We start from the raw sequence: 16,208 nt of genomic DNA, 5'->3' as shown, positions 1-16,208 counted from the left end.
TCGGCTCGACCTTCGGGGGGACCTCAGGCTTGGGCTCGACCTTCGGCGGAACCTCAGGCTTCGGCTCGACCTTCGGCGGAACCTCAGGCTTCGGCTCGACCTTCGGCGGAACCTCAGGCTTCGGCTCGGGTGCCTTCGGTACGTCGGGGTCGGCCGGCTCCGGGAACTCGGGGTCTTCCGGGAAGTCGGGGAACTCCGGGTCCTCGGGCTCCGGGAACTCCGGGTCCTCCGGGAAGTCGGGCCACTCCGGGAAGTCAGGCCACTCCGGCCACTCCGGGATCTCGGGGACTTCAGGCGGCTCGGGAGCCTCCGGGACCTCGGGGACCTCCGGGGGCTCCGGTGCCTCGGGCCCGGTCGGTACCTCGGGCTCCGGCGGATTCGTCCCGTACAGCATCTTCCGGAAGACCTGGGACGACTTCGGGTTGTTGCCGCACTGCCATACACCGTGCGGGCAGTAGTCCGTGATCGTGTGGTACAGCGGCTTGTGTTCGTCCATCCACTCGAGCATCCGCCGCATGTATTCGGCGTTGTCGCCGTTCCGGAAGAGCCCCCATTCCGGATAGGAGATCGCCTTGCCGTGCTCGGCCGCGAAATCCACCTGCTTCTGCAGCCCGTACGGCTCCGTCACGTGCTCGTCGAAACGGGAACCCGACGGCTGGTCGTACGAGTCCATGCCGATGATGTCGACGACGTCGTCACCCGGATAGCACTGCGTCCAGGGAATGGCGTCCGTGCCCCGGCTCGGATTGAAGTCGAAGCGGAACTTCTGGCCGGGCACGGAACGCATGGTGGTGACGATCCGGGTCCAGTACTTCTTCCACGCCGTGGGATCCGGCGCACACCGGTGCGTGTAGGTGACGCCGTTCATCTCCCAGCCGAGGACGATGACGGTGTCGGTCGCCTTCATGTCGACCAGGCGTTCGGCCAGCGTGCGGAAGTGGTGGTCGTAGTGGCCCGCCGCGCCGAGCTGGAGCTGCCGGCGGACTTCGCGGTCGGAGACGCCGGCCTCGTTCCGCTCGAGCATCGGCACGTTGAGGACGAAGAGCCGGTCCTCCCGCTCGTTGCGCCAGTCCGCCCAGGCGTTCAGGAAGCCAGGGGGGCCCTCGATGTTCGACCAGAGGTCACCGGGGAGGTAGGTGTGACCGACCCGCAGTTCGCGTCCGCCGAGCCACCGTTCCAGCTGGGCGATCCGGCCGACCCCGACCGGACCCGATTCGAGGAACGCGCCCATCGCGTCGGACAGAGCCGGTTCGGGCCCCTTGGCCTTCGCCGTCGCAGGATCGGCGGCGGCGAAAGCAGGAGAGGACAGCACGACTGAGCCCGATGCGAGGAGACCGGCGGTGAACACCCCCAGCCACACACTCGAAGTCTTCCGCTTCCGGTCGCCCATGGCCACTCCTTCACGTCCTGCACCATTTGATGGTCCGTCAGTCAGATACTCAGAAAGTATTCCTAATGAGCCGACCGTGAACGCGGAGGGGAACTGATTGGTAGTCCATTCGGGTATTTCAACGCCCGGTTGGGGCACACGCCGTGAGTGGCGCCTTGCGTCCGGGCATGAGAAAGGCCGGTCCCGGGAGACGTCGTGGACATCTCGCGAAACCGGCCCCTCGAAGCGCGCCCGCAGCGGGCGCGCGGTGTCAGGCGTTGACGCAGGTGTTGCCGAAGGCCGGGTTGATCAGGCCGATGACGTTGATGCTGTTGCCGCAGGCGTTCACCGGGATGTGGATCGGAGCCTGGATGACGTTGCCCGAGAGCAGGCCCGGCGAACCGACGGCCGCACCGTGCGCCTCCGAGTCCGCGAAGGCGGGCGACGCCGCACCCATGGCCATGACGATTCCGGCGACGACGACCGCAGCCTTCTTACCCATCATTTCGTCTGGATCCTTTCTACGGCGGAAGACTCTTCACGGATTTCGTGATGCACGGGCGCATTCGATGCTCCCGGCCTCCGCTGCACACATGACAACGACCATGCCGCAGAAAGGAAACCGGCTAATCGCCGCAACTCCATATTCACTCCATCGCGCCGATCGAATTCCGCCGGACGCCGCACGTCCGGCACGGGGGTGCCGCCGGACCGTCGGCACCTCGCACGGGCTCAGCGCGGCCAGATCGGCGTCTTCGTGAGGCGTTCCCACTCCTGGTCCGGGATCCCGGGTACCGTACGGCCGGCACGGGACCATCGCTGAACCATCGAGGAATAGACGGGAAATGGGCTCCGGTCGGCAGGCGGCGGGTCCGCCACATAACGGCTCTTCGGAATGAAGGCCATCCGTTCCCATTTTCCGGGATCGGGCGCCATCGTCTCCTCCCATCACTGCGGTCCCCGTATCATTCCACAGGCCACGCAGGAGAGTGATTCGTCCCGACCATGTCGCGTCGCGTACCTGTGTGCGACGGTTTTCGATTTACCGTGCGGGCATCCCATTCCCGAGCCCCGGTGGTGTCCGCACGTGCCCGTCAGGAAAAGACTCACGCGTCCACGGCGGCTGGTGCTCGCCTCGGCGGCGCTCCTCGCCCTCGGTTCCGGCGCGCTCGCCGCCGCCCCCGCCGCCCTCCCGTCCCCGGCCGACGGCCTCAACATCCTCGTGGCGGGCGTCGACAGCCGTCAGGGCGTCACCGCGCAGGAGAAGGCCAAGCACTATCTCGGCGGCACAGGGTGCGACTGCACCGACGTGATGATGCTGGTGCACATCTCCGCGAAGAACGACCGGGTCAGCGTGGTCAGCCTGCCCCGCGACTCGCTCACCGCCTTCCGCGCGGGCCACTACGACCAGCGGACCGGCGCCGAGCACGGGGCCCACCCGGCGAAGATCAACGCCGCCCACACGGAGGGCGGCCCGGCCTTCACCGTCGAGACCGTCGAGCGGATGACCGGCACCCCGGTCCACCGCTACATCGAGATCGACTTCCGGCGGTTCATGGACGGGGTGAACCGCCTGGAGAACGGTGTGCCGGTCTGCACCAAGGTGCCGCTCAAGGACCCCGTCACGGGGCTCGACCTCCCGCCCGGCACGACGAGGGTCGCGGGCGGCGAGGCCCTCCAGTTCGTCCGCTCGCGGCGCGCCGACGGGAAGATGGACTTCGGCCGCATGCAGAAGCAGCAGCAGTTCTTCGTCAACACCCTGCGGAAGGTACGCACCGACCTGCTGCGGGACCCCGATGCACTGCGGACGTTCGCGTCGACCCTGCGCGGTACGGCGGCGCTGGAGCGCGGTCTGTCCGTCACCGACATGCTGACGCTCGCCGTGCGGCTGCGGAACCTCACCCCGTCCCGTACGGAGTTCGCGACGGTCCCCGTCGCCGGATTCAAGGACGTCGCCGGCGCGGGGTCCACGGTCGTCTGGAACGAGGAGCAGGCCGCCGAGGTCTTCGAACGGCTGCGCACGGACCAGCCGCTGCCGAAGGCCGCCACCACACCGACGAGCACCATCCCGCAGGGCCTCGGGGAGTACCGGCCGACCGGCGGCGCCTCGCTCCTCTGCGCCCCGTGAGGGACGGCGCGCCGCCCCGGCGCCCTCCGGAGAGGGTGCCGGGGCGGTGCGCCGGGCCCGGTGGTCAGCGGGCCAGCGTGCGGGCCAGCTCCGCCGGGTCGGTCGTCGGCGCGTCGCAGGTGAAGTGACGGCAGACGTACGCGGCGGCCGCCCCGTTCACCAGCGGGCGGTCCTTGAGCAGCGGGAATTCGTCGCTGTCCGGGGCTCCGAAGGCGACGACCGCGCCCGGCGCGTCGGCGAGGAGCGCGGTCCGGTGCAGCGCGCGGGCGGGACCGTCGCCGTTCCCGTCGCCCGAGACGCCGGCCGGGGAGCCGACGACCGCGATCTCGCGGGGACCGTCGAGCAGGGCCTCCGCCGTCGCCAGGCCCCAGCCGATGAACCGGGGCGCGCGCGGCCCCAGCGCCTTGACCACCCCGAGCGCTCCCTCGGCCGCGGCCCGGTGGGCCTCCGAGCCGGTGTGCGCGGCGTAGGAGAGCAGCGCGCCGGCGGCGGCCGTCCAGCCGGACGGCGCCGCGTTGTCGGTGGGGTCCTGGGGCCGGCGGATCAGGGTCTCCGCGTCGTGGGCCGTGTCGTACAGCGCGCCGCCCTCGGCGACGAACTGGTCGAGGACGATGTCGAGCAGGAAGCCGGCGAACTCCAGCCAGGCCCCCTCGCCGGTGACTCCCGCGAGGGCCAGGAACCCCTCGGCGACATCGGCGTAGTCCTCCAGGACCCCGGCGTTGACCCCGGCCCGGCCGTCCTTGGAGGTACGCGAGAGCCGCGCGCCCTCGCCCAGGTGAAGGCGTACGAGCAGGTCGGCGGCCTCGGTCGCCCGCTCGACCAGGTCGGGGCGGTCGAAGAAGGCCCCGGTCTCGGCGAGCGCGGCGATCGCGAGCCCGTTCCAGGCCGCGACGACCTTGTCGTCCCTGCCGGGGCGGGCGCGCCGGTCACGGGCCGCGAACAGCCGCTCCTTCACCGAGGCGATCCGGTCGGCGTCGGCCACGGCCGTCCCGTCGTCCCACAGGGGGAGCTGGAGGACGGAGGCGCCCTCCTCGAAGGTGCCCTCCTCGGTGACGCCGAAGTACCGGGCCGCGTACCGGGCGTCCTCCTCGCCCAGCGCCTCGGCCAGCTGCTCCGGGGTCCAGACGTAGTAGGCGCCCTCGACGTGCCGGCCCGACCCGTCGTCGGAGTCGGCGTCCAGCGCGGAGGCGAACCCGCCCTCGGTGGTGCGCAGTTCACGGACCATGAAGTCGGCCGTCTCCAGCGCGACCCGGCGGGCCAGATCGCTGCCGGTGACCCGCCACAGATGCGCGTACACCCGGCACAGCAGGGCGTTGTCGTACAGCATCTTCTCGAAGTGCGGGACGACCCAGTCGCGGTCGACGGAGTAGCGGGCGAAGCCGCCGCCGAGCTGGTCGTAGATGCCGCCGCGGGCCATCGCCTCGCAGGTGTCGGCGGCCATCTGCAGGGCCCCCTCGGCCCCGGTGCGGGCGTGGTGGCGCAGCAGGAACTCCAGCGTCATCGACGGCGGGAACTTGGGCGCCCCGCCGAAGCCGCCGCGCGTCGCGTCGTACTCCCGGGTCAGGCCGAGGAGCGCCTGGGCCAGTTCCTCCTCGCCGGGGACGCCGTCCCCGCCGTAGGCGAGCGAGCGGCCGGCGAGGTCCTTGACGATCTTCCCGGCGACCTCGTCGACCTCCTCGCGGCGGTCGGTCCAGGCGCGGGAGACGCCGTCGAGGACGTCCCCGAAGGACGGCATGCCGTGGCGGGGCTCGGGCGGGAAGTAGGTGCCGAAGTAGAACGGTTCGGCGTCCGGGGTGAGGAAGACCGTCATCGGCCAGCCGCCCTGGCCGGTGGCCGCCTGTACCGCCTCCATGTAGACGGCGTCGACGTCGGGGCGCTCCTCGCGGTCGACCTTGACGGCGACGAAGTGCTCGTTGACGTAGGCGGCGGTGGTGTCGTCCTCGAAGGACTCGTGGGCCATCACATGGCACCAGTGGCAGCTGCTGTAGCCGACGCTGAGCAGGACGGGGACGTTCCGGCGGCGTGCCTCGTCGAACGCCTCGGTCGACCACGGCCACCAGTCGACGGGATTGTCGGCGTGCTGGAGGAGATACGGGGACGTCTCATGGGCCAGTCTGTTCGGCATACCCCAATCCTCGCGCACACGACGGAGCCCCGCCTCTACGCCACGGGGGCGGTGCGAGGGCGGGGCGGTGCGGGCCGGGCAGCGGCGGGGGCGGTGGCCGGGGTGGCGGGCGTGGAAACGGGAGCGGCCCCGCTCCCCCGCAATGGATATGCGAGGAGCGGGGCCGCTTCAGCGGAGGTGCTGGCGTCAGCCGCCGACGTTTCCGTTGTCCGCCAGGACGTTGCGCAGGAGGTTCGACAGCGGGTCGTCACCGGTCTGCTGCACGGAGTTCTGGGTGCAGGTCTGGTTCGACATGTCGTTGCCGATGACGTCCTGGACCGCGACCGGGATGGCGATGACGCCGACCGGAACCTGGGCCTGGACCTTCTGGATGTCGAAGCAGTGGAGAACGCCACCGTTGACGAGGCCGAAGTTCGGGCTCATGTAGCCACCGGTGGAGTTGCTGCCGATCGCCTGCTTCGACGTGTTGCCGATGGTGTTGGCGCTGTTGCCTTCGTCGCCCGCCGCCATCGCCGTCGTCGCCGAGACGCCGACAACGGAGGCCGCAACTGCCGCCGTGGCAAGAACCTTCTTGATCACGAGATTTCCTTCTTGAGCTGGAGGGCCCTGGAATGCTCCGTTACCGAAGCACGCTGATCAACTGCCGGGATGGGGATTGGTTCCGGAGCCTCACCCGGACGCGCTATTCGGCAGATGAACGCCATCGGACGTGATGTCGAGGGGCAGCCGTTCGGTCCGGGCCGATCCGGGCCTCGGCACCGGCGGGACACCGGCAGCCGACTCCGCTCCCTCGCTTCGGCGCGCGTGGCGCAGGACACTTGTTCCCGGAAGCGGGAGCTCTCGGAGGGGGACGCACATGCGGGAGAACCACCGGGCGGAAGCCGAGGGGCTGTTGGCGCGCCTCGTGGAGGAGGAGGTGCGGCGCTCCGGCGACCGCGCCGGCTCCGCGGCGCTGCTGGCACGCGGCCGGGCGGCGCTGGACACCATGGCGGCGGGCGCGGCGGAGGAGTACGCGGCCTACGTGCGGGCGCTCGCGGAGGCGGAAGCCGCCCCTTCGCCGCCGACGGGCCGGTTCGGCGGCCCGGCGGCCGGGGCGGGCGCGGTGGTGACGGCCGTCGCCTCCGTCGCCGCCCTCGGCGCCGACCTGGCCCTGGGGACGGCGGCCGGGACCGCGCTCGGCGCCGGGGCGGTGGTCGCGGTGGCCGGTGCGGCGGCGACGGTCCTGAAGGTGACCGCCTCCTCGTGGACCGCCCCGCACCGGCGGCCCGGCGCGGCCGGTCCGCCGGGCGGCGCCGAACAGCTGCGGGAGCGCTGGCTGACGGCTCTGGAGGTACGGGGGGTGCGGCCGTTCCTCGACCGGCAGCGGGTGCCGTCAGCGGCCGCCGAGGAGCCGCCGAGGAAGGTGGTGGCCCAGCTGCGCGGCGCGGACCGCAGCGCGGCGGCCCGCCGCCGTACGGTACTCGAGCAGTCCTTCGGCCATCTCCCCTCCACCGGGGCGGCGTTCGCCGGGCGCCGGGACGAACTGGCGCGGATCACGCGGTGGGTGCAGGCGGGACGGGCGTCGACGACGACCCGGCCGACGGTCGTGATGCTGCACGGGGAGCCAGGGTCGGGACGCACGACGCTCGCCGTACGGGCGGCGCACGCGCTCAAGGACCAGTTCCGGGGGGCGTGCGTGGTGGACCTGCGGGGCGGTGGAACGCGCGGCGAGAAGCCGCTGTCGACGCGCGAGGCGCTGCTGCACCTGCTGAACCGGCTGGGGGCGCCGCGGGAGCAGCTGCTGTTCCGCGAGCGGTCGTCCGCCGAGCAACAGGTGCGGAGACTGGCGGAGTTGTACCACCAGCACCTGACCGGGCTGCCGGTGACGGTGGTCCTCGACGACGCGGTGGACGCCGCACAGGTCCGCACGCTGCTGCCGGAACGCTCGGACAGCCTGGTCCTGGTGACCTGCCGGGAGCCGCTGGACCTCGGACCGGACGTGCCGGCGTCCGTGCACCGGATCGCGGTGACCGGCCTGGACGCGGCGGGCGCCGAGGAGCTGCTGCGCGGGGCGGCCGAGGGGCCGGACGCGGGCCCGTACGACTCCGCGGCCTTCGACCGGGTGCGGGAGCTGTGCGGAGGGCTGCCGCTCGCTCTGAGGGCCGCGGGCTCCCTGCTCGGGTCCCGCTCGATGGGTGATCTGGCGGGGCTCCTCGACCGGCCCGGCTCCGGCGCGGATCCCGTCGGGCGGGCGCTGGGCGTCCGCTACGCCACCGGTCTCGACGAGGACGGACGGCGGTTGCTGCGCCGGCTCGCGCTCGCCGGGCGGGCCTCGCTCGGCGCGGCCGCCGCCGCCGCGCTGCTCGGCGCGACCGGGCAGGACGGCGCCCGGCTGCTGCGGGAGCTGGCCCGGGCCGGGCTCCTGGACCATGTGCGCGGGGGGCCGGCGACGCCGCAGGGCGGCGGCGGGGAGCGGTACCGGCTGCACGACTCCGTGCGCGGCTTCGCCGCCGCCCGGCTCCTCGACGAGGAGGACGCGGCGGAGACGGCGGCCGCGCAGGAGCGGCTGATCCGGGACTACGCCGAGCTCGCGGACACGGTGATCCGGATGGTCGACGGCAAGATGTCGACACGGGCCGACCGGTTCGGCGGGCACGGCTTCGGCTCCCTGGACGCGGCCCTGCGCTGGCTGGACGAGGAGTCGAGCTTCATCACGGCGGCGCTGCGGCACGCCGAGGGCGTCGACCAGCAGACGGTCCTCGATCTGCTGGGCGCGCTCTGCGACTACTGCCTGCTCCGCGGCGACCTGTACCGGCTGGGTGAGATCAACGAGCTGACCGACGCGGTCGGGCTCGGCCTGCTGTCCCGCTCGGTGCAGTGGCGGACCGGCATCGCGGCCCGCCAGCTCGGCGAGCTGGACAAGGCGCGCACCACGCTGACGTCGGTGGTCTCCCTCTACCAGGAGGCGCACCAGGACGCGGGGGCGGCCCTCGCGCTGTGTTCCCTCGGGATCACCCTGCACCACCAGGGCAATCTGACGGAGGCGTCCGCGAGGCTGCGGGAGGCCCTCGTGCTGCAGGAACCGGAGTCCCTCGCCGCCGACCGGGGCTGGACGCTGCACGCCCTCGGGGCGGTGGAACGGGACCGGGGCCGGCTTGCGGAGGCGCTGGACCTGCTCGGCCGGGCGCTGGACCTGCACCGGGAGAGCGAGTCCCTGCACGGCGAGGCGTGGGCGCACTTCCAGCTGGGCCAGGTGTGTCTGCGGACGGGCGACGCGGAGCGCGCCGGAACGGAGCTGCGGCGCGCTCTCGACCTGTACGGACGCACCCACGACGGCCGGGGGCAGGCGTGGGCGCTGACGCAGCTGGCCCGCGCCCGGCTCGTCGAGTCGGACGCCCCGGCCGCGGTCGACGGGCTGCGCCAGGCCCTCGCCCGCCACCGTGACCAGGAGGACGCCCGGGGCGAGGCGTGGACGCTGTACTACCTCGGGCACGCCCTGGAGGAGCACGGCGAGCCGGACCAGGCGGTGCGGGAGCTGGAGCGGGCGCGCACGATGTTCTCGCGGATGCGGGACGTGTACGGGCTCGCCTGCGCCCGGCACCACTCGGGCCGGGTGACCCGTGATCAGCGGGCGGCGCGGACCGGCAACCTCCGCAACTCCGGGTTCGCCCGGCAGCTCCTGGCCGACGCCCGGGCGGACTTCCACCGCATCGGGGTGGCTCACGGGGAGGCGTGGACCTGTCTGGAGCTGGCGATCGTCGACGCCGGGAACGACAGGCCGGCGCAGGCCCTGGCGCTGTGCGACGAGGCGGTCGCGCTCTTCCTCTCGTACGACGACCGGCGCGGTGCGGACTGGGCCCGTTTCCTGCGCTGCACGCTGCTTCCGTACGCCGCCCCGGGCGGCGTGGAGGCGGGCAGGGAGGCGGCGCGGGAGGAGCTGGCCGCGCTCCTCGCGGACGGCCACGCGACCCGCGACGGGAAGGTGGAGGACTGCGCCGAGGCGTACGGGCTCGTCCTGGAGCGGGGCGGCGTCCAGGCACCGGGCGGATCCGGCGCGGGCTGGCAGGCGTGGGCGCTGGGCATGGTGCCGAGCCGGCACGCCCGCGAGGTGATGGGCGTGCCGGTGGTGCTGCCGGGGCCTGCCTGAGGACGCGGCACGAGGGCCCCGGGTGCCGGGGCCCTCGTGCCGCGGGGCGGGGCCCCGCTACTCCCGCGTGGCCGCCTTCTCCGCCTGGGGGGCGGCGGCCGGGTCGGCGGCCTCCTCGAAGGAGACCTTGCCCATGTGCCGGTTCATCGACTTCATCAGCATCCAGACGGCCACGGCCATCACGGCGAAGACGACGAAACCGAGCACGCCGGGGGTCACCTTGTTCTTGTCCAGCTCTTCGGCGGCGAAGGGGACAAGCTGGGTCAGTGCCAGGTGTGCGCTCATGTCAGGCATTGTCGCGGATGCCCGCGAAGAGGTCGCTCTCGGGGAGGGAGGTATCGACCAGCGACTTGCTGAGCTCGTACTCCTCCGTCGGCCAGACCTCCTTCTGGATCTCCATCGGGACGCGGAACCAGCCGCCGTCCGGGTCGATCTGCGTACGGTGCGCGATCAGGGCCTTGTCGCGGATCTCGAAGAAGTCCGAGCAGGGGACGTACGTGGTCAGCGTGCGCTCGGCGCGCTGGAAGTCCTTCCAGCGCTCCAGCCACTCGCCGTACGGCGACTCCAGCCCGCGGGCGAGCAGGGCCTCGTGCAGGGCGAGCGTGCGGGGCCGGTTGAAGCCCTGGTTGTAGTACAGCTTCTGCGGCTGGAAGGCCGGGCCGAACTCCGCCTCCGGGTACTTCTCGGTGTCCGCCGCGGCGTCGAACGCCACCATCGTGATCTTGTGGGTCATGATGTGGTCGGGGTGGGGATAGCCGCCGTTCTCGTCGTAGGTCGTGATGACCTGCGGACGGAAGGAACGGATCTTGCGCACCAGCTCGCCGGCCGCCTTGTCGATGTCCTCCAGGGCGAAGCAGCCCTCGGGCAGCGGAGGCAGCGGGTCGCCCTCCGGCAGGCCGGAGTCCACGAAGCCCAGCCACTCCTGCCGCACGCCGAGGATCTCGCGGGCCTCGTCCATCTCCTTGCGGCGCACCTCGTGGATGTTCGCCTCGATGTAGGCGTCGCCCTGGAGCTTGGGGTTGAGGATGGAGCCGCGCTCGCCACCCGTGCACGTGACCACAAGGACGTCCACCCCCTCCGACACATACTTGGCCATCGTGGCCGCGCCCTTGCTCGACTCGTCGTCGGGGTGGGCGTGAACGGCCATCAGTCGCAGCTGCTCAGTCAAGACTCGGTCCTCGGTGATTGGTCGCGGAGGGAGGTCTCTATAGTGACGGAACCGGGGGGCGGAAAATTCCGGGTGCCCCGGCGGCGAGAGGTAAAGAGCATGAGCGCGGTTCGAGAGCAGCTGCCCGAAGGGCGCTACGGCCGCTCGGCGGACGAGCGCGCCGACCGGACGCTCAGGATCACCGGCGCCGTGCTCGGGGTCCTCTTCCTCGGCCTGCTGAGCTGGTTCGCCTGGTACTACGTGGCCGACAACAAGATCAGCGCCGAGATGATCAAGTTCGACGTGGTGAGCGACACCGAGGTGCAGGTGCACCTGGAGATCCGCAAGGACACCGACGCGAAGGGCGTCTGCACCCTGCGCTCGCGCTCCGAGGACGGGGCCGAGGTCGGCCGCAAGGACGTCCGCGTCGAGGAGGCCGCCGACCGGATCGACCGCGTGTGGTCCGTCCGCACCACCGCCCGGGCGACCAGCGCCGAGCTGGTCGGGTGTACAACCCGTTAGCAGCGGGTAGGGACCGTACGGCGTGTCGGGCTCCGTTTCACGCCTGACCTGGGGCGATGTCATCCCTGTGGTTTTTGTCCTCCCCCTTTTCGCCACTAATTGTTAGGCTCGTGGTTTCGCCCACTCAGGAGGGAACATCCTTCCGGGTAGGGCGATGCTTTGTATTCCCGGTACCTACGAGGAGCACCTGTGACCCAGACCAGCGACAACGTCACCTGGCTCACCCAGGAGGCGTACGCCCAGCTCAAGGCCGAGCTGGAGTACCTGTCTGGTCCCGCGCGAACCGAGATCGCCGCCAAGATCGCCGCGGCGCGCGAGGAAGGCGACCTGCGCGAGAACGGCGGGTACCACGCGGCCAAGGAGGAGCAGGGCAAGCAGGAGCTCCGGGTGCGCCAGCTCACCCAGCTCCTGGAGCACGCCAAGGTCGGCGAGGCCCCGGCCGAGGAGGGCGTCGTCGCGCCCGGCATGGTCGTCACGATCGCGTTCGACGGCGACGAGGACGACACGATGACCTTCCTGCTCGCCTCGCGCGAGTACGCGAGCGGCGACATCGAGACCTACTCCCCCCAGTCCCCGCTCGGCGTCGGCGTCAACGGCAAGAAGGCCGGCGAGGACGCCGAGTACGAGCTGCCGAACGGCAAGAAGGCCACGGTGAAGATCCTGAGCGCCAAGCCGTACGCCGGCTGACGCCCCCACTGCACGGCGAAGGGCCGGACCCCGAGGGGTCCGGCCCTTCGCCGTGCGTGAGCGGTGGTGCCGGGCGGTCAGGCCGTCAGGCCGTCGCCGAGCGGTACTTGCGGACCGACAGCGTCCGGAAGACCAGGACGATGAGGACCGACCAGATGACCGACGCCCAGACCGGATGCTGCATCGGCCAGGCGTCCGGCGCCTGGTAGCCCGGTGGCAGGTTGCCGAAGAGCTCGCGGGCCGCCTGCACCGTGGCGCTGAACGGGTTCCACTCCGCGATGTGCCGCAGGAAGGTCGGCATGTTCTCCGACGGTACGAAGGCGTTGGAGATGAAGGTCAGCGGGAAGAGCCAGATCAGGCCGCCGGAGGTGGCCGCTTCCGGGGTCCGCACCGACAGGCCGATCAGGGCGCCGATCCAGGAGAAGGCGTAGCCGAGGAGGAGCAGGAGGGCGAAGCCGCCGAGCACCTTGCCGACGTTCTCGTGCGTCCGCCAGCCGACCAGCAGCGCCACGATCGCGAGGACCACGAGCGTGAGGGTGGTCTGCACCAGGTCGGCGAGGGTGCGGCCGGTCAGGACCGCGCCGCGGGCCATGGGCAGGGAGCGGAAGCGGTCGATGAGGCCCTTGTGCATGTCGTCGGCGATGCCCGCCCCGGCGCCGGCCGTGGCGAAGGTGACCGTCTGGGCGAAGATGCCCGCCATGAGGAACTCGCGGTAGGCGGCCGGCGAGGTGCTGCCGTCGACACTGATCGAGCCGCCGAAGACATAGCTGAACAGCACCACGAACATGATCGGCTGGATCAGCCCGAAGATGATCATCTCCGGGATCCGGGTCATGCGGATCAGGTTGCGCTTGGCGACGACCAGGGAGTCGCTGATCGACTGGGTGATGCCGCCGCGCGGCACGGGGGCCTGGCGCTGCGGGGCGGTGTCCGTCGCTGCGGTCACGTGGCCGCCTCCTTCCGGCTCTTCTTGGGGTCCTTGGTGCCCTGGGCGGCCTCGGCGCTCTCCTCCTCGGCCCGCTCGGCCGCGTGGCCGGTCAGCGAGATGAAGACGTCGTCGAGGGTGGGCCGCCGCAGGCCGATGTCGTCGATCCGGACACCCCGGGCGTCGAGGTCGCGGATGACCTCTGCGAGCAGCTTGGCGCCGCCGGCGACGGGAACGGTCAGCCTGCGGGTGTGGTCCTCGACCGCGACCTCTCCGCGGCCCGTACCGGCCAGGCCGTAGCGGGCGAGGACGTCGCGGGCCGGATCGATCATCTCCCGCTCGTGGACGACGACTTCGACGCGCTCGCCGCCCGTCTGGGCCTTGAGCTGGTCCGACGTGCCGCGGGCGATGACCTTGCCGTGGTCGACGACGCAGATGTCGTGGGCCAGGTGGTCGGCCTCCTCCAGGTACTGGGTGGTCAGGAGCAGCGTCGTGCCGCCCGCCACGAGTTCCTGGATGATCCCCCAGAGCGCCTGCCGGTTGCGGGGGTCGAGGCCCGTGGTCGGCTCGTCCATGAACATCACCGGGGGCGAGACGACGAGGGCCGCGGCGAGGTCCAGGCGTCGGCGCATACCGCCGGAGTACGTCTTGGCGGGGCGGTCGGCCGCGTCCGCGAGGTGGAAGCGCTCGAGGAGCTCACCCGCCCGCGCCTTGGCCCGCTTGCCGCTCATCTGGTAGAGCCGGCCGACCATCTGGAGGTTCTCGCGGCCCGTCAGGTACTCGTCGACGGCGGCGAACTGGCCGGAGAGACCGATCGAGCGGCGGACCTCGTTGGGATGCTTGAGGACGTCGATCCCGGCGACGACGGCCCTTCCGCTGTCCGGCTGGAGCAGGGTCGTCAGGACGCGCACCGTGGTCGTCTTCCCCGCGCCGTTCGGGCCGAGCAGGCCCAGGACCGTGCCCTCGGGGACGTCGAGGTCCACGCCGTCCAGAGCTCGTACATCACCGAAGGTCTTCACCAGACCTTCGGCGTAGATCGCGCCTGGCATGTGGTTTCTCCCAGGGATTCGGGCGTTTCCGCCCAAGCTTAGGGAGGCCGGGCGGGCGCCGCCCGGTGATTTCGTGACGGAGGACACACGCTAACGCGATACATCGCGATACACAACCGCTTTCGCGCGGGGCCCTTCGTACGGGAAGCGGCGCGGCGAGCCCCCGCCCTCGGGACGCGAACGGGCGCGAGGACCCGTCCGGTCCCCGCGCCCCTCGGCGTACGGCGTCGTCAGCCGGTCACGGCGTATCCCGCGTCCCGCAGGGCCGCCCGGACCTCCTCACAGTGGTCCGGCCCCTTCGTCTCCAGATGCAGCTCGACCTCCGCCTCCGTCAGACCCAACCGCGGATCCGTCCGCACATGGCTCACGTCGAGGACGTTCGCGTCGACCACCGTGAGCACCGCGAGCAGCGTCGCCAGCGCCCCCGGCCGGTCCGTGACCCGCAGCCGCAGGCTCAGATAGCGACCGCCGGCCGCCATGCCGTGCCGCAGCACCCGCTGCATCAGGAGCGGGTCCACGTTCCCGCCCGAGAGCACGGCGACCACCGGACCGCGGAACGCCTCCGGGTCGCTCAGGAGCGCCGCCACCGGGCTCGCCCCCGCCGGCTCGACCACCAGCTTCGCCCGCTCCAGGCAGAGCAGGAGCGCGGTGGAGAGCTCGTCCTCCGAGACCGTACGGACCTCGTCGACGAACTCCCTGACCAGCGCGAACGGCACGTCTCCCGGACGCCCGACCCTGATCCCGTCCGCCATCGTCGCCGGGGAATCGACCGCCACCGGATGCCCCGCCGCCAGCGAGGGCGGATAGGCGGCCGCCCCCTCCGCCTGCACGCCGACGACCCGCACGTCCGGGCGCACCGACTTCACGGCGAGCCCGATACCGGCCACGAGACCGCCGCCCCCGACGCCGACCACGATGGTGCGGACCTCCGGGCACTGCTCCAGGATCTCCAGGCCGACCGTGCCCTGACCGGCGATGATGTCGGGGTGGTCGAAGGGATGGATGAAGACCGCGCCGGTCCTGGCCGCGTACTCCTCCGCCGCCTCCAGCGTCTCGTCCACGACATGACCGTGCAGCCGCACCTCGGCGCCGTACTCCCGGGTCGCGGCGACCTTCGGCAGCGGGGCGCCGAGCGGCATGAAGACCGTGGAACGGACACCGAGCAGCGTCGAGGCGAGCGCCACACCCTGCGCGTGGTTCCCCGCCGAGGCGGCGACGACCCCGGCCGCCCGCTGCTCGGGCCGCAGCCCCGAGATCCGTACGTACGCACCGCGCAGCTTGAACGAACCCGTCCGCTGGAGGTTCTCGCACTTGAGGTGGACCGGCGCCCCCACCAGCGAGGACAGATGACGGCTTCCCTCCATCGCGGTCACCCTGGCCACCCCGGAGAGCATCTTCTGCGCCCCGCGCACATCGTCGAGAATCAGTGGATGCAAGGGGTCAGGCCTACGGAAGCTCATGACAGCAAGTCTCGCAGCTCACGGGCCTCGTGGCCGCCCGGGGAGCGGGCGTCCCCTCGGGTTTGCGCAGCCCCGGTACGGACTCCCACAGCTCCGCGTACTCTGTCCCCCACCAACCGACCACCGCACGAGAGAGCCCCCACAGCCATGCCCACATCTCAGGACATGACGACTGAGCTTGACCCCGGTCTCCTCGATGCCCTCCAGCACCAGGTGGCCGTCTTCGCCCGCCGGGCCGAACAGACCCGCCTCGGCGGCACCGGCCAGCTCCGCAACTCCATGGACCGCGCCGCCTACCTGCTCCTCAACCGCCTGGACCAGGAGGGCCCCATGGGCGTGAAGGCGCTCGCCGCCGGCATGGGCATCGACTCGTCCACCGTCACCCGCCAAGTCGCCCCGCTCGTCGACACCGGCCTCGTCAAGCGCACCTCGCACCCGGAGGACGGCCGCGCGGTCGTGCTCCAGCTCTCCCCGCGCGGCCTGACCCGCCTGGAAGAGGTCCGCTCCTCGCGCCGGCAGCTGATGGCCGAGGTCACGGACGGCTGGACGCCCGCCGAGCGCGAGTCGTTCTGCACCCTGCTCACCCGTTTCAACTCCGCGCTGTCCGCCCGCCAGTCGGGCCTTCCCGCGAACTCGGAAGCGGAGTCCTCGCCGACCTCTTGACCTGTGC

At 71.7% G+C, this 16,208-nt stretch carries 14 protein-coding genes; 5 read left to right on the top strand and 9 right to left on the bottom strand.

Annotated elements, in window-relative coordinates; translation table 11 throughout:
- Window positions 1–1,390 (bottom strand): glycoside hydrolase family 26 protein (locus ACZ68P_RS25670; protein ID WP_471010036.1); only part of this gene is annotated, 1,390 nt, incomplete at its 3' end.
- A gap of 250 nt (window positions 1,391–1,640) precedes the next feature.
- Window positions 1,641–1,871, bottom strand: coding sequence for a chaplin (locus ACZ68P_RS25665; protein ID WP_471010174.1), 231 nt, complete (start codon window positions 1,869–1,871; stop codon window positions 1,641–1,643).
- Between the two features lie 585 nt (window positions 1,872–2,456).
- On the opposite strand from ACZ68P_RS25665, the gene ACZ68P_RS25660 reads away from it, so the two are divergent.
- Window positions 2,457–3,497 (top strand): LCP family protein, encoded by a 1,041-nt coding sequence (locus ACZ68P_RS25660; protein WP_471010034.1) that lies wholly within the window; start codon window positions 2,457–2,459, stop codon window positions 3,495–3,497.
- A gap of 64 nt (window positions 3,498–3,561) precedes the next feature.
- Here the strand turns inward: ACZ68P_RS25660 and ACZ68P_RS25655 are convergent, their stop codons facing one another.
- Window positions 3,562–5,622 (bottom strand): thioredoxin domain-containing protein, encoded by a 2,061-nt coding sequence (locus ACZ68P_RS25655; RefSeq protein ID WP_471010031.1) that lies wholly within the window; start codon window positions 5,620–5,622, stop codon window positions 3,562–3,564.
- Window positions 5,623–5,808: 186 nt separating this feature from the next.
- Complete coding sequence (locus tag ACZ68P_RS25650) at window positions 5,809–6,201, bottom strand: rodlin (protein ID WP_365714296.1); 393 nt, start codon at window positions 6,199–6,201, stop codon at window positions 5,809–5,811.
- A gap of 277 nt (window positions 6,202–6,478) precedes the next feature.
- Here ACZ68P_RS25650 and ACZ68P_RS25645 point away from each other — a divergent pair, with 277 nt between their 5' ends.
- Window positions 6,479–9,748 (top strand): tetratricopeptide repeat protein, encoded by a 3,270-nt coding sequence (locus ACZ68P_RS25645; protein WP_471010029.1) that lies wholly within the window; start codon window positions 6,479–6,481, stop codon window positions 9,746–9,748.
- A 57-nt stretch (window positions 9,749–9,805) separates the two neighbouring features.
- Here the strand turns inward: ACZ68P_RS25645 and ACZ68P_RS25640 are convergent, their stop codons facing one another.
- Both ACZ68P_RS25640 and mca read right to left on the bottom strand, forming a co-directional pair.
- Window positions 9,806–10,042, bottom strand: a complete 237-nt coding sequence (locus ACZ68P_RS25640; RefSeq protein ID WP_365714294.1) for a hypothetical protein — start codon at window positions 10,040–10,042, stop codon at window positions 9,806–9,808.
- Window positions 10,035–10,916 carry a mycothiol conjugate amidase Mca gene (gene mca, locus ACZ68P_RS25635; protein ID WP_471010026.1) on the bottom strand — a complete coding sequence of 294 codons (882 nt, stop codon included), beginning with the start codon at window positions 10,914–10,916 and terminating at the stop codon, window positions 10,035–10,037. Before mca ends, ACZ68P_RS25640 begins: the two co-directional genes overlap by 8 nt.
- Window positions 10,917–11,015: 99 nt before the next feature.
- Here mca and ACZ68P_RS25630 point away from each other — a divergent pair, with 99 nt between their 5' ends.
- Together ACZ68P_RS25630 and greA are read left to right on the top strand one after the other, a co-directional pair.
- The gene (locus ACZ68P_RS25630) at window positions 11,016–11,417 is read left to right on the top strand and encodes a DUF4307 domain-containing protein (RefSeq protein WP_471010024.1); all 402 of its coding nucleotides are present in this window, start codon (window positions 11,016–11,018) and stop codon (window positions 11,415–11,417) included.
- Between the two features lie 189 nt (window positions 11,418–11,606).
- Complete coding sequence (gene greA / locus ACZ68P_RS25625; protein WP_365714291.1) at window positions 11,607–12,104, top strand: transcription elongation factor GreA; 498 nt, start codon at window positions 11,607–11,609, stop codon at window positions 12,102–12,104.
- An 85-nt stretch (window positions 12,105–12,189) separates the two neighbouring features.
- Here greA and ACZ68P_RS25620 read toward each other — a convergent pair whose 3' ends face one another.
- The 3 genes from ACZ68P_RS25620 to ilvA form a co-directional block, all read right to left on the bottom strand.
- A complete protein-coding gene (locus tag ACZ68P_RS25620; protein ID WP_471010022.1) occupies window positions 12,190–13,050 on the bottom strand; it encodes an ABC transporter permease in 861 nt (286 codons plus the stop codon).
- Complete coding sequence (locus tag ACZ68P_RS25615; protein ID WP_471010020.1) at window positions 13,047–14,078, bottom strand: ATP-binding cassette domain-containing protein; 1,032 nt, start codon at window positions 14,076–14,078, stop codon at window positions 13,047–13,049. Before ACZ68P_RS25615 ends, ACZ68P_RS25620 begins: the two co-directional genes overlap by 4 nt.
- Before the next feature lie 230 nt (window positions 14,079–14,308).
- Window positions 14,309–15,538, bottom strand: coding sequence for a threonine ammonia-lyase (ilvA, locus tag ACZ68P_RS25610; protein WP_471010018.1), 1,230 nt, complete (start codon window positions 15,536–15,538; stop codon window positions 14,309–14,311).
- A 147-nt stretch (window positions 15,539–15,685) separates the two neighbouring features.
- Between ilvA and ACZ68P_RS25605 the strand changes: the two genes are divergently transcribed.
- Window positions 15,686–16,201: a MarR family winged helix-turn-helix transcriptional regulator gene (locus tag ACZ68P_RS25605; RefSeq protein ID WP_471010015.1), complete on the top strand. Its 516-nt coding sequence runs from the start codon at window positions 15,686–15,688 to the stop codon at window positions 16,199–16,201.
- Window positions 16,202–16,208: the final 7 nt, after the last annotated feature.

The sequence above is a fragment of the Streptomyces sp. NPDC036822 genome, from assembly GCF_055609145.1.
This window is presented reverse-complemented; position numbering and strand designations above follow the sequence as displayed.

Coding starts and splice junctions, on each gene's coding strand:
- ACZ68P_RS25630 (WP_471010024.1), top strand. CDS start 11,016: ATGAGCGCGGTTCGAGAGCAGCTGCCCGAAGGGCGCTACGGCCGCTCG.
- ACZ68P_RS25615 (WP_471010020.1), bottom strand. CDS start 14,078: ATGCCAGGCGCGATCTACGCCGAAGGTCTGGTGAAGACCTTCGGTGAT.
- ACZ68P_RS25645 (WP_471010029.1), top strand. CDS start 6,479: ATGCGGGAGAACCACCGGGCGGAAGCCGAGGGGCTGTTGGCGCGCCTC.
- ACZ68P_RS25665 (WP_471010174.1), bottom strand. CDS start 1,871: ATGGGTAAGAAGGCTGCGGTCGTCGTCGCCGGAATCGTCATGGCCATG.
- ACZ68P_RS25605 (WP_471010015.1), top strand. CDS start 15,686: ATGCCCACATCTCAGGACATGACGACTGAGCTTGACCCCGGTCTCCTC.
- ACZ68P_RS25655 (WP_471010031.1), bottom strand. CDS start 5,622: ATGCCGAACAGACTGGCCCATGAGACGTCCCCGTATCTCCTCCAGCAC.
- ACZ68P_RS25640 (WP_365714294.1), bottom strand. CDS start 10,042: ATGCCTGACATGAGCGCACACCTGGCACTGACCCAGCTTGTCCCCTTC.
- ilvA (WP_471010018.1), bottom strand. CDS start 15,538: ATGAGCTTCCGTAGGCCTGACCCCTTGCATCCACTGATTCTCGACGAT.